A 19,219-nucleotide genomic window follows, 5' to 3' on the forward strand; every position below is an offset into this window, starting at 1 on the left:
GGATCAGATTGGCCACTTTAGCCCGGCCGTCCTCGGGCTTCTTTCAAGTGAAGGCGTCGGGCATCGACGCTTTCTTCTTGGCGATGAACTCTTTCAGGGATTCGTCGATCGCCGGATCAAGGTAAGGGCCTTCATAGGTCTCAAGCCAGCGGCGAGCGAGCTCATTGGCACGCTGGTCTGCACGCTTCTCGCCTTCGGCCAGCCACTGCTCGTAAGAATTGTTGTCGGCGATGTTCGAGCGATAGAATGCGGTCTGGAAGTTCGCCTGGGTGTGGTCGCAACCGAGATAATGGCTGCCGGGTCCCACCTGCCGGATGGCGTCCATGGCCTGTCCGTTTTCCGATAGATCGACGCCTGCGGCCAGCTTCTGCGCCATGCCGAGCTGATCGATATCCATCATGAATTTCTCGTAAGATGAGACCAGCCCGCCTTCGAGCCATCCGGCCGAATGCAGAACGAAGTTCGTACCGGCAAGTAGTGTCGAATTCAGCGTGTTGGCACTCTCATAGGCGGCCTGGGCATCCGATACTTTCGAGGCGCAGAGCGAGCCACCAGTACGGAAGGGCAAGCCGAGGCGGCGTGCCAATTGTGCCGCGCCATAGGAAACGAGCGACGGCTCGGGTGTGCCGAACGTCGGCGCGCCCGACTGCATGGAAATGGATGATGCGAATGTACCGAAGATGACCGGAGCGCCCGGGCGGATCAACTGTGTGAACGATGCGCCGGCAAGGACTTCGGCCAGGACCTGCGTCAGCGTGCCTGCGACAGTGACAGGGCTCATGGCGCCCGCGAGGATGAACGGCGTGACGATGCAGGCCTGATTGTTGCGCGCGTAGACCTTCAACGCCCCGACCATGGTTTCATCGAAAACCATCGGCGAATTCGCGTTGATCAGGCTGGTTAGAACCGTGTTCTGCTCGAGAAAATGCTCGCCAAACACCAGCTTGCACATCGAAATCGTGTCTTCCGCACGTTCCGGCGCAGTGACAGATCCCATGAATGGCTTGTCGGAATATTTGATATGAGCATAGATCATGTCGAGGTGGCGTTTGTTGACTGGAACATCAACCGGCTCGCACACTGTTCCGCCGGAATGGTGGATCGACGGTGCCATATAGGCAAGTTTGACGAAGTTGTTGAAGTCCTCGATCGTTGCATAGCGGCGATTGCCGTCCAGATCCCGCACGAAGGGCGGGCCATAGACCGGCGCAAATACGGTCGCATCGCCACCAATCTGAACGGATCGCTCAGGATTGCGCGCGTGCTGTGTATAGATTGAAGGCGCCGTCTTCAGCAGGGAACGCGGGAGGCCTTTGGGGAAATGCACCCGTTCGCCCTTGACATCAGCGCCCGCTTCTTTCCATAGGGCCAGGGCTTCGGCATCATCCCGAAATTCGATGCCAATCTCTTCCAAGACCGTATCGGCATTGGCTTCGATCAGTGCCAGGCCTTCGTCGTCCAGCACTTCGTAGGTGCGGATCTTGCGCGTAATGTAGGTGAGCGACTTGCCAGGGCCACCCCCGGAACGGGCGGCGCGCCGTGCGGCGGCGCCTGCGCCAGCACCGCGCCCGCGGCGTCCACTGCTTGTCTCCGCATCTGCGGGAGCATCGACCGGTGTTTCCTCAATCATTTTCTTCTCTCCTAACGCTACGCAAGCGCAGACTTATTCTCAATCAAACCAAATCCTAACCGCGACACCCACAAGGGCGTTTCCGTGTGCGGCACGCCATGGCGCATCGGAGACAAACACCCGGTCGTTTTCGTCATTTACGAGGTCGCATTTAAGCAATGTGTTTTCAGCAACTTGCCCGATATGTTAAACGAATGCCAGTGATGTGCATAACGCTTGAAAGGAAGCAGACCTATGGCCGATGATGAAATCATTCTTTCGGAGCTTTCGGACGATGAACTCGTCGAGCAAATGCATGACGATCTGTATGATGGTTTGAAGGAAGAGATCGAGGAAGGGACCCAGATTCTCCTTGGGCGTGGCTGGGTACCCTATAGGGTCCTCACCGAAGCTCTCGTCGAGGGAATGCGCATTGTCGGCGAGGATTTCCGCGACGGCATTCTGTTCGTGCCTGAAGTGCTGCTTTCGGCCAATGCCATGAAGGCCGGTATGTTCATCCTGCGCCCTCTTCTTGCGGCAACCGGCGCGCCAAAACAGGGCAAGCTCGTCATCGGAACGGTCAAGGGCGATATCCACGACATCGGCAAGAACCTTGTCGGCATGATGATGGAAGGCGCGGGCTTCGACGTGATCGATCTCGGTATCAACAATCCGGTCGAAAACTATCTCGCTGCCATCGACGAACATCAGCCCGACATCCTTGGCATGTCGGCGCTGCTCACGACAACGATGCCTTATATGAAAGTCGTCATCGACACGATGAAGGAAAAGGGCATACGCGACGATTATGTCGTCCTTGTTGGCGGCGCACCACTGAACGAGGAATTTGGCAAGGCTGTTGGCGCCGATGCCTATTGCCGCGATGCAGCGGTAGCGGTCGAGACGGCCAAGGCTTTCATGAAGCGCAAGCACAACCAGCTCTCGGGAGCCTGATGAATGCATAAACGGCCGCATCAGGATGCGGCCGTTTATCAACCGGATGAATATTGGGCTGATCTGATCGAATCAGATCAAACAATGAATTAGTTGGCGGACCTTGCGACCCTCTGGCCAGCATTCTGAGTCGCATTGACCGTATTAGCTGTATCAGCTCCCATACCGCGAATGGTATTCGCGCAGCCAGCGAGAGCCACAACAGCAAGTACAGCAGCAATTGGAACGATATGTGATAGTTTCATGGACTGTGTCTCCCGTTCTGCTAAAATTAAATCCAACGCTCGCATAACGCGATGGAGCAAAATCAGTTCCATGAATGTTAGCCAAAAGTCAATGAAATCAATAGAAACCGTGCGTGTGATTGCGTGCGGAATGATCGCGCGCGAAATCCTGGCGATCCGTGAACAGTTCGGCTTGGAACACATAGAACTGAAGTGCCTGCCTGCGATCTATCACCACTACCCGGATAAGATCGCGCCTTCGGTGGATCGGGCCATCGTCAAAGCCAAAGCCGAAGGCATCACGCGCATCTTCGTCGGCTATGCCGATTGCGGCACAGGCGGAATGCTTGATCGCGTCTGTGAAAAACATGGTGTCGAACGAATAGCCGGTCCGCACTGCTTCTCGTTTTATGCCGGAAACGAAGCGTTCGCGTCGCAGTGGGACGACGACATGACGTCGTTCTTCATGACGGATTTTCTGGCTCGCCATTTCGACGCCTTCCTCGTCAAGCCTTTGGGTCTCGATCGTCATCCCGAATTGCGCGACATGTATTTCGGCAATTACACGAAAATGATCTATCTGGCGCAGACGGATGATCCTGAATTGAGCGCAAAAGCCGAGCAGGCAGCCGCTTTTCTCGGGCTCGGCTACGAGCGGCGCATAACAGGTTATGGCGATCTCATCCCTGCCCTGGAATCAGCCGCGACTAACTAGATCCGTCTCGCACGTCATCAATGAACGGCTTCTCCGTTCATTGCAGCCACAAGTCCATCCAAGCAGGAGTCTCCCGCGATGTTTCGTGCCGCGATTGCCATTGCACTCTGCCTTGCTTGCGCCAGCTACGCGTATGCGGACGGCGCAATTACGAAGATCATTACGAAGGCTGATCAAGCCCGGCTCGACAAATACGAAGAAACCAGGAGTGCGGCGATTAGTGAAGCTCGAAAAGGCGTCGCGGCAGCAGACGTGAAGCAACTGGATGAAACTCTTGCCAAACCCAATCTGGCTTTTGGCGAGAGCTTCAACATGGTCGGCGATTGGCAATGCCGGACAACGAAACTGGGCAAGGAACCGCCGCTGACGGTCTATGGCTGGTTCAAATGCCGGGTTACCGATGACGGATCGGGGTGGATGCTGGAGAAGACAAGCGGTTCCCAGCGCACCAAGGGACGGTTTTATACCGATAGCGACAAGCGTCTTATCTATCTCGGCGCAGGCTATATTGCGGGCGAAAAGCCGAAAGCCTACGGCGCTGGACTGGACACCGATCAGGTGGGCTATGCGTACCGGACCAGCGACAATGCGTTTCGAATCGAGCTTCCTGCCCCCGCTCGCGAATCGCTTTTGGACATTCTTGAATTGAAGCGCTGATGCGCTTTCGTCATTGCAATGTCACTATTTCCGCTCCATATGCGTCAAAATACGAACAAAGACGAGAAGATGGCCGCCATCGACGCAGATCACGAAATCAAGCCGGACAGAGCGGTTGTGCATTCAACAGCAGACAATGACCCGCGTCCGCTCTCCCAGGTCTTCGAGGATCTGGCATCAACAGCGACGGAGCCAGTGACATTCGCCGAGCTCGAAGATGCGTTTACCGATCGCAGTTTCGCTGCGTTGCTGACTTTCTTTGCAATACTGAATCTCCTTCCCCTGCCACCAGGCACTGGCGTCGTTACCGGAATTCCACTGGTTCTGGTCTCGGTACAGATGGTGATGGGTCGGGAATCGGTGTGGCTCCCAGCTTTTATGTTGACCAAATCCATCTCGCCTGAACGCTTCCGTTTGATATCGAACAAGGTCGTGCCCTGGCTGCAGTGGCTGGAGCGGTTCATCCGGCCACGTAACTGGCCATTCGGCCGCATGCAGGGTGATCGCTGGCTGGGCGTTTTCACCACCGTTCTCGGCATGTCGGTCGTCCTGCCCATGCCACTTTCCAATTGGCTGCCGGCGCTGGCGACAGCAATCATCGGCATCGCCCTTTGTGAACGCGACGGCAGATTGATGCTTGGAGGGCTCATTCTCGGTGTGGTCTCCATCAGCATTGTCTTTGGCTTTGCCTTTATTGCCGCAAGCGTTGTTACATACGCGGCAAGTTTTTGGCCCTTCTGAATCGGCTGTCGCAAAAGCACCAGCTCGCGCCGCGCAGACCGGGATCTGCTTTTGTCAAGGATTACGCACAAATCAAAGCCTTACTGGACCCTTTTGGGCATCGGGACTTGCGACAGCACAGTATTGAGGCACGTCGCATTTGAGTGCACGCACGTCGTGAGATAGCAAGCTTAAACCCCGATATTCCGGCAAAAGGGTCCTCATCGGAGGGTGAATTGCATGGCTGATCTCATTGTCGTCTATTGGCGGGACATTCCTGCTCAAGTGACCGTCAAGAAGGGACGTCAGGCAGCCAAGCGTGAACTTCCTCTCCGTTTTACCGAGGCCATCGACATGTGTGCGATGCGTATTGGCGCCAAGGATTCCGATGCCTATCTGGCGGAATGGCGCCGCGGCACTCCGGTGCCGGTGAGTGACGATCTGGATACCGAGGCTGATGCAGCCCTCGCGCGAATTGACAACGAATATGATCGGGAACGCCTTGTGGCGCTTGTAAAGGCAGGTGGACATGACAATTCATGAATTGAGAGCGAAGCCAATGACAAAGATCGCAGCATCCATCGAAGTGGCGGCACGCCAGGCTATCGAATCGCAGGATTTGCCTGGTTTGTTCCCGGCAGGTACCCGCGTCTACATCACCGATATGGGCACCGACAGCGTGGATACACTGACGTCTGCGGCAAAGCGCATTCATGACCTTGGCTACAAGCCGGTTCCTCATTTTGCCTCACGCCGTCTCTCAACCAAGGCCGCTCTCGAAACCCGCATCCGTCGCGCCGCTGAGGAAGCTGGCGTAACCGATATACTCGTCATCGGCGGTGGTCTCGAGCGTCAGGCCGGTGAATTTTCGTCCACGATGGAGGTTCTGGAAACAGGCTTCTTCGACAAATACGCCATTACCGAAATGGGCGTTGCCGGTCATCCCGAAGGCAGCCCCGAATTTTCCGAAGCTGTCGCGATTGAAGCATTGCGCCTGAAGCAGAATTTCGGCGAGCGCACCGGTGCCAAGCTGCGTGTTGTCACCCAGTTCGGCTTCGATGCCGATCGCTTCATCCGTTACTCGGAATCGCTTCGCGAACATGGCGTTGACCTGCCAGTGCATCTCGGCGTGGCGGGCCCTGCCAAGATTACGACGCTCATCAAGTATGCAGCAATGTGCGGCGTCGGCAATTCAATCAGCTTTCTGAAGAAGAATGCTCTCTCACTGACTGCGCTCGCAACCAGCCACTCGCCGGAAGGCGTCGTCGGCCCGATCGAACAGCATACAATTGCCAACCCGGCATCTGCCATCAAACAGATTCACATCTTCCCGTTCGGCGGTCTGAAAAAGTCGTCGGAGTGGCTTGTCGACCGTGGCTCCTGGGCGGTACACAACGCTTCCCATACATCTGCAAATGCCGCAGCCAGCTGAGGAATTTTGAATGACTCGCACGATCGTTGCCTCGGCAACCAAAGAAATCATCATCGGATTTGACCAGCCGTTCTGCGTTATCGGCGAACGGATCAATCCGACAGGCCGCAAGAAGCTCGCTGCGGAGATGATCGAAGGCAATTTTGACACCGTCATCAAGGATGCGTTGGAGCAGGTTGCCGCCGGTGCGACCATGCTCGACGTCAATGCGGGTGTCACCGCTGTTGACCCCAACGCGACCGAGCCAGGTCTGCTGGTCCAGACCCTGGAAATCGTGCAGAATCTGGTCGATGTTCCCCTATCGATCGACAGTTCGGTTACCGCCGCGATCGAGGCTGCACTCAAGGTCGCCAAGGGCCGTCCACTCGTCAATTCCGTCACTGGTGAGGAGGAAAAGCTCGAAGCCATCCTGCCGCTGATCAAGAAATACAACGTGCCGGTCGTCGCCATTTCCAACGACGAAACTGGTATTTCCATGGATCCGGACGTTCGCTTTGCCGTCGCAAAGAAAATCGTGGAGCGCGCCGCCGATTTCGGTATCCCGTCCCATGACATTGTGGTCGATCCGCTGGTGATGCCGATTGGCGCACTGGGTGATGCTGGACGTCAGGTTTTTGCGCTGCTGCGCCGCCTGCGCGAAGAGCTCAAGGTCAACACCACTTGCGGTCTGTCGAACATCTCCTTCGGCCTGCCGCACCGCCACGGCATCAATGCCGGGTTCATTCCGATGGTGATTGGCGCGGGCATGACGTCTGCGATCATGAACCCCTGCCGTCCCCAGGAAATGGAAGCGGTTCATGCTGCCAACGTCTTGAACGGCACGGATGCCAATTGCACCTATTGGATCAAGAAGTATCGCGACCACCAGCCGGCAGCGGCCGGAGCAGCGCCAGTATCTGTGCCTGCCGATTCCGCTGGAGGCGGCCGGCGGCGAGGCGGTCGCGAGGCGCGTCGCGGCGCCGCAGGCTGACGGTTTGCGTTACGCAAATTGACCAGCATTGATGGGCGGTGGGCAGCTAAACTGCCCCTCGCCTTGTAAGTTTGGAGTATCGATCGTGAACGCACCCGTCAAAGCACCAGAGGCATCGGCAAAGGAAGCGCTCGTTCTCTTCATGCCCTCGGGTAAGCGCGGACGTTTTGCTGTTGGTACGCCGGTCTTGGAAGCAGCCCGTACGCTTGGTGTCTATGTCGAAAGCGTCTGTGGCGGCCGTGCTACCTGTGGACGCTGCCAGGTGGAAGTGCAGGAAGGCAGTTTTGCCAAGCACAAGATCGTCTCCTCGCTCGACCACATTTCGCACAAGGGTCCGAAGGAAGAGCGTTATGATCGCGTGCGCGGCCTGCCCGAAGGACGCCGTCTCTCCTGTTCCGCCACGATACAAGGCGATCTCGTCGTTGATGTACCCCAGGATGTCCAGGTCAATGCGCAGGTGGTCCGCAAAGCCGCCACCAACCGCGTTATCGAGCGCAATGCCGCCGTCCAGCTTTGCTATGTCGAGGTGGAGGAACCCGACATGCACAAACCTCTGGGCGATCTCGACCGCCTGAAAGCCGTGCTGGAAAAAGATTGGGGCTGGAAGGACCTCCTCATCGCACCGCATCTGATTCCCCAGATTCAGGGCATTTTGCGGAAGGGCAATTGGGGCGTGACCGCCGCCATCCACCGCGACATGGATTCCTCGCGGCCCTTTATCATCGGATTGTATCCAGGCCTGAAGAACGAAGCCTACGGCATAGCCTGCGACATTGGCTCGACAACCATCGCCATGCATCTGGTTTCGCTGCTGTCTGGTCGCATCGTTGCCTCGTCCGGCACATCAAATCCGCAAATCCGCTTCGGCGAAGACCTGATGAGTCGCGTCTCCTATGTGATGATGAATCCCGACGGACGCGAAGCGATGACCAAGGCCGTCCGCGAGGCGGTCAACAAGTTGATCGGCAAGGTCTGCGAGGAAGGCGATGTCGACCGGCACGATATCTTCGACTGCGTCTTCGTCGGAAATCCGATCATGCATCACCTGTTCCTGGGTATCGATCCGACCGAACTCGGCCAGGCGCCGTTCGCGCTTGCCGTCTCTGGACCGCTGCAGTATTGGGCGCACGAGATCGATATCGAGGTCGCCCGCGGCGCGCGCCTCTATACTCTGCCCTGCATTGCCGGCCATGTCGGCGCCGATGCGGCTGGCGCGACGCTATCGGAGGGCCCCTACCGGCAGGACAAAATGATGCTGCTCGTCGATGTCGGCACCAACGCCGAGATCGTGCTCGGCAACAGCACCCGAGTGGTCGCCGCTTCCTCGCCGACCGGCCCCGCCTTTGAAGGCGCCGAAATTTCGTCAGGACAACGCGCCGCCCCGGGCGCGATCGAGCGCGTGCGCATCGACCCGCAGACCCTCGAGCCGAAGTTCCGTGTCATCGGCGTCGACAAATGGTCCGACGAGGACGACTTCGGGGAAGCCGCCAAGGCCACTGGGGTCACCGGGATCTGTGGCTCGGCGATCATCGAGGTAGTCGCGGAGATGTATCTTTCAGGCATCATATCGGAGGACGGCGTCATTGATGGCGCGATGACTGAGCGGAGTCCGCGCATCATCGCTAACGGCCGCACCTTCTCCTACCTCCTGCATGACGGCGAACCCCGCATTACCGTCACACAGAACGATATTCGTGCCATCCAACTCGCCAAGGCCGCTCTTTATGCCGGCGTAAAGCTGCTGATGGAAAAGCAGGGCGTCGAGACGGTCGACACGATTCGTTTCGCCGGCGCCTTCGGCTCCTTCATCGATCCGAAGTACGCCATGGTGCTCGGCCTCATTCCCGACTGCGAGTTGTCGGAGGTTAAGGCAGTGGGCAATGCCGCCGGCACGGGCGCGCTTATGGCGCTGCTCAACCGCACTCATCGTCGCGAGATAGAAAGAGAAGTTGCCCGTATCGAGAAGATCGAGACTGCACTGGAGCCGAACTTCCAGCAGATCTTCATAAATGCAATGGCGCTGCCCAACAAGATCGACCCCTTCCCAAAACTGTCACAGGCCGTCACCTTGCCGCCGCGCAAGAATGTCAGCGAGGATGGCGTTGCCGGCGACGCGACACCGCGGCGGCGGTCGCGCGAAGACCGCGCAGCACGGCGTAACCGCGAATAGCTTTGTCCAGCAGTCAATTTCCGCTATCAAACATCCATGATTGATTCCGGAAGTAGCTTGCCATGATAGCCTGCTTTGACATCGGCGGATCCGCCATCAAGGGCGCAATTGCCCATTCGCCCGAAGATATAAGGCCACTGCCCAAGGTCCAGACGCCCTTGCACGACTTCGATGCTTTCGCTGGCGCTATAGAAAAGATTGCCGCTGACGGCGGCGCGGACCAGGCAAGCCTCATTTCAATTTCGATCGCCGGCGTCGTTGATGCCGATACGGGCAAGATCACCTGCGCCAATATTCCGTGCATCCATGGTCGTAAGCTTGTCGATGATTTAAGTGAGAAGCTGCACCGCCCCGTGCTGGTTGCCAACGATGCCGATTGCTTTGCTTTGTCAGAGGCTGTCGTTGGTGCAGGTCGTGGCCATCGCGTCGTCTTTGGTGTCATTCTCGGTACCGGAGTCGGCGGCGGCATTGTCATTAATGGCAAAATCCACGAAGGAGCTGGCGGCTTCGCGGGCGAATGGGGGCACGGACCGGTATCGGCCACCCTCGCCGGCAATCCGCCGGTGGCAATTCCGCGCCTTGCCTGCGGCTGCGGCCAGATCGGTTGCATAGACGCCATCGGCGCCGCCCGCGGCATGGAGAAACTGCACGCCCATCTGCACGGTGTGAATTTGCCGAGCACGGAGATCATCGAGCGATGGAACGCCGGCGATACCGCGGCGGAGCGAACTGTTGATTGCTACATCGACATCGTCAGCGGGCCCCTTGCGATGACAATCAATGTGGTTGGTGCATCGATCGTGCCGGTTGGTGGCGGGTTGGCCAATTCCGTGCCGCTCATCCAACGACTGGATGAAGCGGTCAGGTCGCGTATCCTGCGCAAAACCGACAAACCGTTGGTCGTGCCGGCAGAACTCAAAATCGAACCGGGCCTGATCGGCGCTGGCGTCCTTGGATTGATGGAAGTCGCGAAATGAGTGTCTTGCTGGAAGTCTGCGTCGACAGTTCTGAAGGCCTGGCAGCGGCCATCAATGGCGGCGCTGATCGCGTCGAACTATGTTCAGCTCTGGAGTTGGGCGGTCTGACACCAACACCCGGATTGATCCGGCAGGCAGCCGTTTCACCAATTCCGATCTATGCGATGATCCGTCCGCGTCCGGGCAATTTCGTCTTTTCCGAAGCGGATATTGACGCGATGCTGCACGAAATCGATGCGGTGCGCAGTGCCGGTCTTGCCGGCGTAGTCCTCGGCGCCAATCTCGCCGATGGTCAGCTTGACCACACGACTCTGGACCGGCTCATGCGTCAGTGCGACGGGCTCGGCGTCACCCTGCATCGCGCATTCGACCTTGTTCCGGATCTCACGGAAGCCGTCGAAATCATAATCGAACTCGGATTTGAGCGCATTTTGACGTCTGGCCGGTCGTTAACCGCCTTTGCTGGCATCGACGATCTCGAACAGACCTTCGAAGTCAGCAATGGCCGCATCAAGGTCATGCCGGGTTCAGGGATCAACATCAGCAATGCAGGGGCATTGCTCGATCGTATTCCGTTTGGTGAAATCCATTCTTCCTGTGCCTCGATCATGCCACCGGTCAGCGAAGCGGCAAGGCGGCTCGGTTTCGAGACCGCCTCGCAGAAACAGACGAGTGTGGACCTCGTCAGGGCGTTGAAGAACTACTGCCTCAGTCGGCAGGTCTAGAGCCTGCCGGTCCGCTCATAACCTTCAAAATAAACCCGCAAGTGCTGGGCCACCGCCTTGACGTGTGCACCAGCGTTTTTGGCAACGAGCATTCCGAGCCGCGATTCGCCGAGTGGCGGCAGACCGTGCTCAGCGCCGAGCTGTACCATATTGTCGTCCAGCAGGAATTTGGAGAAAGGCGCAACGGCGAGATCGGCAATAATGGCCGCGCGCTGGCCCATGGTATGAGCACTCATGTAAGCGACCCGGTAATCCCTGCCCGCACTTTCCAGCGCGCTGATTGCGTTGGCACGCCAGATGCATCCTTCTTCCCACATGGAAAGCGGCAGCGGATTGCGCTCATGGGCAGTACCGCACTTGGCACCGGCCCAGATGATATCCTCCGTCATCAGGATTTCGACCTCGTCGACCTTGGCCAATGTCTCGTTCACATTGACCAGGGTGACATCCAGCCGCTGTTCGTCGAGGCGTTTACGCAGATTGTTGCTCTGGTCGATGACCACGTCGACTGTCACATCCGGATGGGACTCGGCAAATCGCTTCAGTACGAACGGCAATACACGTTCCCCGATATCATCAGGTGCGCCGAGGCGTACGACACCGGAAACGGTAGGCGCAATGAACTTGGCCACGGTCTCGCGATTAAGCGCAAGCATGCGCCGGGCATAGCCCAGGAGAACTTCACCGCTCGGTGTCAATTTCACCGAACGCGCATCGCGCTCAAGCAGCACGTGGCCCAATGTCTCTTCCAGCTTCTTGATCTGCATGGAGACAGCTGAGGGCGTGCGGAAGACCGCGTTGGCGGCGCTCGAAAAGCTCCCTGTCTCGGCAATCATTGCGAATGTGCGCAACACATCGAGATCCAGGATCGGGAAGGGATGATGCATGGGTGCTGACATGGTGCCGTATCCTCCATCAATTTTTCTGAAACATAGTGTTCCATAATTTCGTTTGATTGAACATCAACTTGAGCCGATAGTCAAGATCATGAAACGGAAGCCATTCAGATTGCCTCCGTATAAAGGGAGAGTGAAATGAGCACTTGTGACGAACTTTATCAGCGGCCCCAGAGTAGCATAACCGAACGTATCTCTACCGTTTTCGTTGATCGTACGAATCGCGTGGTGCAAGCCATTGCCCATGCTCGCGAGGTCTTCGTCCGGGAACGCCGCTTGCGGGAAACGGAAATGGCTCTTGACGGATTACCCGAAGACATCCGTTGCGACATTGGTTGGCCGGACCTTTATGAACGTCAGATCACCGAATGCAACAAGCTGAAGTCCCGGCACTGATCATGACACAAACAACCCGAGGGAGCAGATAACGGCCTGTCTGCTCCCTTTATCATATGTGATGCCTGCGCTTTTGCGACACAGGGCCAATCCCTTCCATTTAGAATAATTCTATGGTTCTATCTGAAAAAAAGCTCCAGAGACCACGCCAGTGATTTGAAGTTGCTACTTCAGTTGCGACATGGCCTTGAAGCAGGTTACGGGAACATAGAATCATTATGGATCATGTCGGTCTCAACAAGCGCTCGTTCGTTTTTTTCCTCGTCCCCAACTTCTCGATGATCGCGTTTGCGACAGCCATTGAACCGCTGCGCATTGCCAATCGCATGCTTGGATACGAGGCCTATCGCTGGCGTCTCGCCTCGGTAGACGCCAAGCCTGTTACCGCATCCAACGGTGTAGAATGCGCCACCACATCGTCCTTGGAGGACGAGCGGCGATATCTGACCGGCGGAGAGCGACCTTCGATGGTGTTCGTCTGTTCTGGCGTCCATGTTGAAAAATTCCAGAACAAGTCCGTTTTCGCCTGGCTGCGCGAGGAGTTTAATCGCGGCGTCGCCGTAGGTGGCCTTTGCACTGGCGCGCATATTCTTGCTGCGGCGGGCCTGCTTTCGGGGAAACGCTGCGCGATCCATTGGGAAAATCTGCCGGGCTTTGCCGAGTCGTTTCCCAAAGCTGATGTCTATGCCGACCTCTTTGAAGTGGATGGCAACATCTACACTTGCGCCGGTGGGACGGCAGCGCTGGACATGATGCTGAAATTGATCGGTGATGATTTTGGTGAAAATATCGTCAATCGTGTTTGCGAACAGGCATTGACCGACCGCGTACGCAGCCCGCACGACCGTCAGCGCCTGCCGCTGCGTGCACGGCTTGGCGTCCAGAACTCCAAGGTCTTGACGATCATCGAATTGATGGAAGCTCGCCTGTCTGAACCATTGTCATTGATCGAAATCGCTGACCATGTCGGACTGTCGCGCCGCCAGATTGAACGTCTCTTCCGTCAGGAAATGGGCCGCTCCCCTGCCCGGTACTATCTTGAAATCCGCCTTGATCGTGCCCGGCACCTGTTGATCCAATCGTCCATGCCGATCGTGGAAGTGGCGGTTGCCTGCGGTTTTGTCTCCGCGTCGCATTTTTCCAAATGCTACCGCGAGCTTTACGGCCGTTCGCCGCAGCAGGAGCGTGCTGACCGCAAGCAGTTGGTAGCGGCCTAGAACGTTTGAAAATTCAGCCTGATGCGCCAGATGGTGTGTCTCTTAGCGGGATTCCCAATCCTGCATCCGCCGCTGCCATATCCGCTCCCCGGATAGGCAATCATACATTAGTTTGTCCTGGGCAAGAATGACGGGCAGGTTGCCCTGCTGTGTCCAATCTGCCCTTTGTATGGGTGGCGTAATGCCGGCAAGCTCCAGGACAAGTTTTCGGCGCACAGCTTCCGGAAATTGATCCCAGGTATTGACCGGAATCATGAATGCTCCAGGCCCGCCGATAACGCAGTTGCTGTAGTAAACATCGAGGTCCTTTACCGCCCAATCGGAATAGAAATCGCCACGGGTCATCAGCGGCAAGCCGTTGACGGTAATCCCCTTTGCCAGTGCCTGGTCACGAGCCTCCGCAACCGGGCGGCCATTGTTGTTCGCGCCATCGCCAGAAACATCAATGACCTTTCGCATTCCCTTGAAGCCGTTATTGTCGAATAAGGTACTGCTGAAATCGATGGCTCCAGAGATTGAAGTTCGGCTTTGTGTCGATGGGATGGGCTGATCCAGTGCCGCAGCAAATTTTTCCGCTGACTCGGCGCCGTCTACCAGTGTCCAAGGGACAATCGTGCGTTGCAGCGTCGATCCTGCCCATTCCACATAGGTGATAGCGACACGCCCATGGACGCCGTCGCGAATGGCATCGATCACATCCTTGCGGCGGAAAGCGGCAATGTACCCCTCCCGCTGGATTTTCTGCTCGAATGGCTCCATGGAGCGCGACGCATCGACCGCAAGGACAAGTTCAACGTCGACATCGGTTTCGGCTGTTTGGGCATGCGTGGGAAAACTGGCCAACAGCGCCGCCAGTGTTAGAAAACTGCTGAGAGCCTTCCTTCGCGATGACATGGACTAAAGTCTAACTCAAATTGCCAAAACGCAAAGCAACTTCGATCTTGTTCACATTCTGTTGAACAGCGGACAAATAAATAAACACAGCGCCCTTTCAGGCGCTGTCTTCAAGTCAGCCCGAAGAATGGAACAGAATCTACGCCTTCAAGCGCTCGTTCTCAGTATCGAATGGCGACTCCGGAATGACTGTTGCCTTGTGCACTTTACCGAGAATCTTGATTTCAAGTTCAGTGCCCAACGCGGAGTAGTCCGGCTTCACCATGGCAAGCGCGAGGCTCTTGCCAAGCCGCCAGCCGTACCCGCCGTGGGTAGCGCGTCCGACGAGTTCTCCCTTGACATAAATTGGCTCGCTGCCGCGGGCGTCCACGTCGGACACACCTGGTACGTGCACTTCCAGCGTTACGAAGTTCCACTTCAGACCCTCTTCGCGTGCCTTGACTACGGCGTCGCGACCAATGAACTCGCCCTTGTTCGGGTGAACGAAACGATCAAGACCGCTTTCGAAGGCATTGTATTCGATCGACAATTCGCGTGGGATCAGACGATATGATTTCTCCACGGCCATCGCAGTCATCGCGCGGATACCAAATGGTTTAATGCCAAACTCCGCACCGGCTTCGAGCAGCAAATCATAGATGGTGTTTTGTTGTTCGATCGGATGGTGCAGCTCCCAGCCCAACTCGCCTACGAAATTGACGCGTAGAGCATGGGCTGTAGCTGTGCCCACGCTGATTTCCTTGCCGGAGAGCCAGGGGAATGCCTCGTTTGACAGATCAGCACGCGTAAGCTTTTCCAGAACATGACGGCTCTTGGGTCCGGCCAGCACTAGGACGCCATACATCTGGGTAATCGGCCGCAATGTCACCGATCCGTCAGTTGGCAAGCGCTTGTGCAGATAGTCGTGGTCGTGGTTCTCATAGGCGCCTGCCGAGACCAGATAGAACTTGCCGGGGGCCCATTCATAGACGGTGAATTCGGAACGGACGCCGCCGAGTTTGGTCAGGAGGTGGCAAAGTGCGATGCGGCCCTGCTTCTTCGGAATGCGATTCGCAAGGATCGAGTCGAGCCAGGCGCGCGCCCCGGGACCTGAAACTTCCATCTTCGCAAAGGCGGACATATCGAGAAGGCCGACATTGTTCGTCACATTCTTGATCTCATGACCGACATGCTCGAAATAATTCGAGCGGCGGAACGACCAGAGTTCCTTGACCTTGCCCTCGGCGTCGGGCTTCGGATGATTGTGATTCATCAGAACGTCCGGCTTTTCGAGCTTGGCGACATCAAGGCCATAACCCTGAGGTGCGAACCAATTGGCACGTTCCCAGCCGTAGACAGTTCCGAAAACTGCTCCGAGCGCCTTCTGCCGGTCATAGGACGGCGAACGCTTCAGCGGTCGTGCTGCGCCACGTTCCTCATCGGGATAATGCACCGAAAAGACTTCAGCATAGGCTTCTTCGTTCTTTTCCTTGAGGTACCCTTCGGTCGCATAGGGACCAAAGCGGCGTGGATCGACGCCCATCATGTCGATTGAGGGCTCACCCTCGACGATCCATTCTGCGAGCTGCCAGCCAGCGCCGCCCGCAGCAGTCACGCCGAACGAATGGCCTTCGTTCAGCCAGAAATTCTTCAAGCGTGGTGCAGGCCCAATGATCGGCGATCCATCAGGCGTATAGGCGATCGCCCCATTATATACCTTCTTGATACCGACCTCAGCGAAAGCCGGAACGCGGGCGATAGCCGTTTCAATATGCGGTTCGAGGCGGTCGAGATCTTCCTGGAATAGCTCGTATTCGCTCTCATCCGAAGGACCATCGACATAGCAAACAGGTGCGCCCTTTTCATAAGGTCCGAGCAGCAAGCCGCCATTCTCCTCACGCATGTACCAGGAACTGTCGCTTTCGCGCAGGACACCCATTTCCGGCAGCCCCTTCGCCTTACGCTCAAGGATCGCCGGATGCGGCTCGGTCACAATATACTGGTGCTCAACTGGAATAACAGGCACATCCAGACCAACCATCTTGCCGGTCTTGCGCGCAAAGTTACCGGTAGCCGATACAACGTGTTCAGCCGTGATATCGCCCTTGTCGGTCTTCACCAACCACTGCCCTGATGGCAATTGTTCGATGCCGAGCACGGTCGTGTAGCGATAGATCGTTGCGCCGCGATCACGGGCGCCCTTGGCCAGAGCCTGCGTCAGATCGGCAGGCTGGATATAACCATCTTCAGGATGCTGGATTGCGCCAAGAATGCCATCCATTTCAGCCAGCGGCCAGATCTCCTTGACCTGCTCCGGCGTCAGCAACTTGACGGGTACGCCGATGGTCTCGGCAACCCCCGCATAATACATATACTCGTCCCAGCGATCCTTGGTACGGGCAAGACGAATATTGCTGCAATTGGTGAAGCCGACATTCATGCCGGTTTCCGCTTGCAATTCCTGATAGAACTTGACCGAATATTTGTGGATCTGGCCGACTGAATAGCTCATGTTGAAGAGGGGCAAGAGTCCTGCAGCGTGCCAGGTCGAGCCCGATGTCAGTTCCTTGCGTTCGATGAGAACCACATCACTCCAGCCCTTTTTGGCCAGATGGTAGAGTGTCGAAACACCCACCACTCCACCGCCGATAACGACTACACGCGCCTCAGTCTTCATTTCACTATCCTCTGGTATCGATCGATGGTCGGAACGGCTCTTGCCGATTTTTGTGCACTATGCCGCCCCATATGTCTATTGCTAAGGCCTGTTTGCGACATGACCAAAACACGCCGCGACGCGCGGCAAACTGGCCGCATTTTGCAGCAAACCAACAGCGAATTCGCGCTTCTGCTTAACGCAATGTGGACAATTGGGAGCATAAAGATAGTCACCATTCGCCGAAGAAGCTGAATTGTAGAAGCATGTCCAATCTTTCCAATGTCACCTCCAGGCCATATCAGTTGATTTGTTCGCCATTGACCTTATTGGCGATGGTTCTGATCATTCTTTGCGTCCTGCTTTCCCTGCCGCTGCTGGTCCCAATCGGCCCCATGTACTGGGATACCTACATTTATCTCGATGCAGCGCAGCGAATTGCGCTTGGGCAGATTCCCGCCGTGGATTTTCTGACGCCCGTCGGCGCGCTGGATTATTACCAGTTCTATTGGCTCCAGACGTTGTTTCCCGGCGGGCAACCCGCCCTTCTCGCGCAATGGTCCGTGCTGATCTCGGCGGCTCCGCTGATGGCCGTAACAATCGCCGCAATCGATAGACAGAGCCGCGCGATTGCGTTTGCCGTACTCGCGCCATTCCTGATCTTCGCACTGTGCCCGATCAACACCCAGACGTTTCATTCCTATCCTGGGGTGAATGGTTTTGGCATCTACAATCGCCATACATCCTTGCTGCTCTATGTGCTGACAAGCGCGCTGATATTCCTGCCCGCCGGCCGCAAGCTTGCAGTGGTCGCTGCATTGACCATGCTGGCACTGTTTTTGACCAAGGTTACCGGCTTCCTAGCAGGCGGTCTCATCGGCTTGTTTGCGATTTTTGCTGGACGGTTCAAATGGCGCCACGTCCTTCTGGCTGCTTGCATCTTCGCTCTCGCCATTCTCCCGCTCGAACTGAACAATGGGATGATATCCGCGTACCTGAAGAGCATCGCGGTACTTGTCGGCAAAAACGAGGGTCTGCTGCTCTCCCGTTTCCTCACGGTGTTTTCGATCAAACTCGATGTCATCCTCGGCGCCGCAAGCCTCGTCCTTTACTTGTTCTGGCTGGATCGGTCCTTTGTGTTCGACACCATCAAAGAGTTCGGACACGTTCGGACAACCAAGGCCATCTCATCGCTGCTCGATCGTGACTGGCTTTGGATTGGCGTCATGCTGGTCGCCGGCATTTTTCTCGAAACCCAGAACACGGGCAGCCAGGAGTTCATTTTCCTCTGGCCCGTTCTGCTGAGGGTTCTTACCAAGAGCTCAGCATTGACCGAGAAGCGTCGGCTGGTTGTCTATTGTCTCGTTGCTCTCACGGCGATCCCCACGATCACCAAGGTTGTCCACGGTACACTGCGCTTTGTCGCCATAGCGCCCACCTATGTGGCAGCACCTGTTACGGACCTGAAAACCATGGGCCTCGTCTCAACCCGCCGGGACGTGATGGATCGCGCCGAAATGCTGGAGACGCACTACGCGCAGAATCCGGGAACCTACCGCCAGCTTGCCGATCAGGGGCAACTACCGAGTTGGCAGCTCTATTCCGAACTCGACTACCAGATGTACTGGATTATCTCCGCCGATCGCGTCGTCAAAGCCATAAAGCAATTCGAGAACACCAATGGTATCCGCCTGAACACTCTGATGACGCTGGATTTCGTCAACCCCTTCCCATGGATTCTCGATCGCGATGTGCCCCGGGATATCCAGATTGGCGCGGATCCTTTCCGGACCGTCGGTGACCTCACAGAAGCGGAAGAGAAGTCACTCCGGGCCACGGATGGCGTTTTGCGCCCCGCTTGCCCGGTCACGAGTGCACGGCTGCTGCTGCAAAATGTCTATGAAAAGGCACTCGCAGATCGAAATGTCGTCAAGCTCAACGACTGCTGGGACTTGCTTCTCAGGCCCGACATCAAGCTTACTGGATCATCGTGACCTTGGCCGGGCTAATAGCCCGGCGTTTCTCGCT

18 protein-coding genes are annotated in these 19,219 nt (G+C 56.7%); 13 read left to right on the forward strand and 5 right to left on the reverse strand.

The window, feature by feature from the left end:
- Positions 1-43: 43 nt before the first annotated feature.
- On the reverse strand, positions 44-1,630 hold the full coding sequence (locus CU102_RS06085; protein ID WP_106710132.1) for a trimethylamine methyltransferase family protein: 1,587 nt from the start codon (positions 1,628-1,630) through the stop codon (positions 44-46).
- Between the two features lie 234 nt (positions 1,631-1,864).
- Here CU102_RS06085 and CU102_RS06090 point away from each other — a divergent pair, with 234 nt between their 5' ends.
- The gene (locus tag CU102_RS06090; protein ID WP_106710133.1) at positions 1,865-2,563 is read left to right on the forward strand and encodes a corrinoid protein; all 699 of its coding nucleotides are present in this window, start codon (positions 1,865-1,867) and stop codon (positions 2,561-2,563) included.
- Between the two features lie 89 nt (positions 2,564-2,652).
- Here CU102_RS06090 and CU102_RS30280 read toward each other — a convergent pair whose 3' ends face one another.
- Positions 2,653-2,808, reverse strand: coding sequence for an entericidin domain-containing protein (locus CU102_RS30280; RefSeq protein ID WP_106710330.1), 156 nt, complete (start codon positions 2,806-2,808; stop codon positions 2,653-2,655).
- A gap of 91 nt (positions 2,809-2,899) precedes the next feature.
- Here CU102_RS30280 and CU102_RS06100 point away from each other — a divergent pair, with 91 nt between their 5' ends.
- The 9 genes from CU102_RS06100 (at position 2,900) to CU102_RS06140 (ending at position 11,153) form a co-directional block, all read left to right on the forward strand.
- Positions 2,900-3,502: a DUF1638 domain-containing protein gene (locus CU102_RS06100; protein WP_245425232.1), complete on the forward strand. Its 603-nt coding sequence runs from the start codon at positions 2,900-2,902 to the stop codon at positions 3,500-3,502.
- A gap of 78 nt (positions 3,503-3,580) precedes the next feature.
- Positions 3,581-4,159 carry a DUF4893 domain-containing protein gene (locus tag CU102_RS06105; protein ID WP_106710135.1) on the forward strand — a complete coding sequence of 193 codons (579 nt, stop codon included), beginning with the start codon at positions 3,581-3,583 and terminating at the stop codon, positions 4,157-4,159.
- A gap of 69 nt (positions 4,160-4,228) precedes the next feature.
- Positions 4,229-4,900: an exopolysaccharide biosynthesis protein gene (locus CU102_RS06110; RefSeq protein ID WP_245425234.1), complete on the forward strand. Its 672-nt coding sequence runs from the start codon at positions 4,229-4,231 to the stop codon at positions 4,898-4,900.
- Between the two features lie 219 nt (positions 4,901-5,119).
- Positions 5,120-5,422: a virulence factor gene (locus CU102_RS06115; protein WP_099998457.1), complete on the forward strand. Its 303-nt coding sequence runs from the start codon at positions 5,120-5,122 to the stop codon at positions 5,420-5,422.
- A 16-nt stretch (positions 5,423-5,438) separates the two neighbouring features.
- Positions 5,439-6,311: a methylenetetrahydrofolate reductase gene (locus CU102_RS06120; protein ID WP_106710137.1), complete on the forward strand. Its 873-nt coding sequence runs from the start codon at positions 5,439-5,441 to the stop codon at positions 6,309-6,311.
- A 10-nt stretch (positions 6,312-6,321) separates the two neighbouring features.
- Positions 6,322-7,281, forward strand: a complete 960-nt coding sequence (locus tag CU102_RS06125; RefSeq protein ID WP_106710138.1) for a methyltetrahydrofolate cobalamin methyltransferase — start codon at positions 6,322-6,324, stop codon at positions 7,279-7,281.
- Positions 7,282-7,423: 142 nt separating this feature from the next.
- Positions 7,424-9,451 (forward strand): ASKHA domain-containing protein, encoded by a 2,028-nt coding sequence (locus tag CU102_RS06130; protein ID WP_245425250.1) that lies wholly within the window; start codon positions 7,424-7,426, stop codon positions 9,449-9,451.
- A 62-nt stretch (positions 9,452-9,513) separates the two neighbouring features.
- Positions 9,514-10,428, forward strand: a complete 915-nt coding sequence (locus tag CU102_RS06135) for an ROK family protein (protein ID WP_106710140.1) — start codon at positions 9,514-9,516, stop codon at positions 10,426-10,428.
- On the forward strand, positions 10,425-11,153 hold the full coding sequence (locus tag CU102_RS06140) for a copper homeostasis protein CutC (protein WP_106710141.1): 729 nt from the start codon (positions 10,425-10,427) through the stop codon (positions 11,151-11,153). The genes CU102_RS06135 and CU102_RS06140 overlap by 4 nt, the downstream gene beginning before the upstream one ends.
- Here the strand turns inward: CU102_RS06140 and CU102_RS06145 are convergent.
- Positions 11,150-12,052 carry a LysR family transcriptional regulator gene (locus tag CU102_RS06145; protein WP_106710142.1) on the reverse strand — a complete coding sequence of 301 codons (903 nt, stop codon included), beginning with the start codon at positions 12,050-12,052 and terminating at the stop codon, positions 11,150-11,152. The genes CU102_RS06140 and CU102_RS06145 overlap by 4 nt on opposite strands.
- 135 nt (positions 12,053-12,187) lie before the next feature.
- Here CU102_RS06145 and CU102_RS06150 point away from each other — a divergent pair, with 135 nt between their 5' ends.
- Both CU102_RS06150 and CU102_RS06155 read left to right on the forward strand, forming a co-directional pair.
- A complete protein-coding gene (locus tag CU102_RS06150; RefSeq protein ID WP_106710143.1) occupies positions 12,188-12,445 on the forward strand; it encodes a hypothetical protein in 258 nt (85 codons plus the stop codon).
- 218 nt (positions 12,446-12,663) lie between these two features.
- Positions 12,664-13,662, forward strand: coding sequence for a GlxA family transcriptional regulator (locus CU102_RS06155; RefSeq protein ID WP_106710144.1), 999 nt, complete (start codon positions 12,664-12,666; stop codon positions 13,660-13,662).
- 42 nt (positions 13,663-13,704) lie between these two features.
- Here the strand turns inward: CU102_RS06155 and CU102_RS06160 are convergent, their stop codons facing one another.
- Together CU102_RS06160 and CU102_RS06165 are read right to left on the reverse strand one after the other, a co-directional pair.
- Positions 13,705-14,505: a DUF1194 domain-containing protein gene (locus CU102_RS06160; protein ID WP_342588738.1), complete on the reverse strand. Its 801-nt coding sequence runs from the start codon at positions 14,503-14,505 to the stop codon at positions 13,705-13,707.
- 190 nt (positions 14,506-14,695) lie between these two features.
- Positions 14,696-17,212, reverse strand: coding sequence for a GcvT family protein (locus CU102_RS06165; protein ID WP_106710146.1), 2,517 nt, complete (start codon positions 17,210-17,212; stop codon positions 14,696-14,698).
- Positions 17,213-17,457: 245 nt separating this feature from the next.
- Between CU102_RS06165 and CU102_RS06170 the strand changes: the two genes are divergently transcribed.
- A complete protein-coding gene (locus tag CU102_RS06170; RefSeq protein WP_425351524.1) occupies positions 17,458-19,185 on the forward strand; it encodes a hypothetical protein in 1,728 nt (575 codons plus the stop codon).
- The last annotated feature ends 34 nt before the right edge of the window (positions 19,186-19,219 follow it).

It is taken from the genome of Phyllobacterium brassicacearum (assembly GCF_003010955.1).
In the GTDB taxonomy this organism is placed as follows: Bacteria; Pseudomonadota; Alphaproteobacteria; order Rhizobiales; family Rhizobiaceae; genus Phyllobacterium; species Phyllobacterium brassicacearum.

Excerpts from the sequence above, each read along its gene's own strand:
- CU102_RS06090 (WP_106710133.1), top strand. The coding sequence starts at position 1,865 with ATGGCCGATGATGAAATCATTCTTTCGGAGCTTTCGGACGATGAACTC.
- CU102_RS30280 (WP_106710330.1), bottom strand. The coding sequence starts at position 2,808 with ATGAAACTATCACATATCGTTCCAATTGCTGCTGTACTTGCTGTTGTG.
- CU102_RS06130 (WP_245425250.1), top strand. The coding sequence starts at position 7,424 with ATGCCCTCGGGTAAGCGCGGACGTTTTGCTGTTGGTACGCCGGTCTTG.
- CU102_RS06135 (WP_106710140.1), top strand. The coding sequence starts at position 9,514 with ATGATAGCCTGCTTTGACATCGGCGGATCCGCCATCAAGGGCGCAATT.
- CU102_RS06140 (WP_106710141.1), top strand. The coding sequence starts at position 10,425 with ATGAGTGTCTTGCTGGAAGTCTGCGTCGACAGTTCTGAAGGCCTGGCA.
- CU102_RS06125 (WP_106710138.1), top strand. The coding sequence starts at position 6,322 with ATGACTCGCACGATCGTTGCCTCGGCAACCAAAGAAATCATCATCGGA.
- CU102_RS06115 (WP_099998457.1), top strand. The coding sequence starts at position 5,120 with ATGGCTGATCTCATTGTCGTCTATTGGCGGGACATTCCTGCTCAAGTG.
- CU102_RS06100 (WP_245425232.1), top strand. The coding sequence starts at position 2,900 with ATGAAATCAATAGAAACCGTGCGTGTGATTGCGTGCGGAATGATCGCG.
- CU102_RS06150 (WP_106710143.1), top strand. The coding sequence starts at position 12,188 with ATGAGCACTTGTGACGAACTTTATCAGCGGCCCCAGAGTAGCATAACC.
- CU102_RS06165 (WP_106710146.1), bottom strand. The coding sequence starts at position 17,212 with ATGAAGACTGAGGCGCGTGTAGTCGTTATCGGCGGTGGAGTGGTGGGT.
- CU102_RS06110 (WP_245425234.1), top strand. The coding sequence starts at position 4,229 with ATGGCCGCCATCGACGCAGATCACGAAATCAAGCCGGACAGAGCGGTT.
- CU102_RS06105 (WP_106710135.1), top strand. The coding sequence starts at position 3,581 with ATGTTTCGTGCCGCGATTGCCATTGCACTCTGCCTTGCTTGCGCCAGC.
- CU102_RS06085 (WP_106710132.1), bottom strand. The coding sequence starts at position 1,630 with ATGATTGAGGAAACACCGGTCGATGCTCCCGCAGATGCGGAGACAAGC.
- CU102_RS06170 (WP_425351524.1), top strand. The coding sequence starts at position 17,458 with ATGTCCAATCTTTCCAATGTCACCTCCAGGCCATATCAGTTGATTTGT.
- CU102_RS06145 (WP_106710142.1), bottom strand. The coding sequence starts at position 12,052 with ATGTCAGCACCCATGCATCATCCCTTCCCGATCCTGGATCTCGATGTG.
- CU102_RS06120 (WP_106710137.1), top strand. The coding sequence starts at position 5,439 with ATGACAAAGATCGCAGCATCCATCGAAGTGGCGGCACGCCAGGCTATC.
- CU102_RS06155 (WP_106710144.1), top strand. The coding sequence starts at position 12,664 with ATGGATCATGTCGGTCTCAACAAGCGCTCGTTCGTTTTTTTCCTCGTC.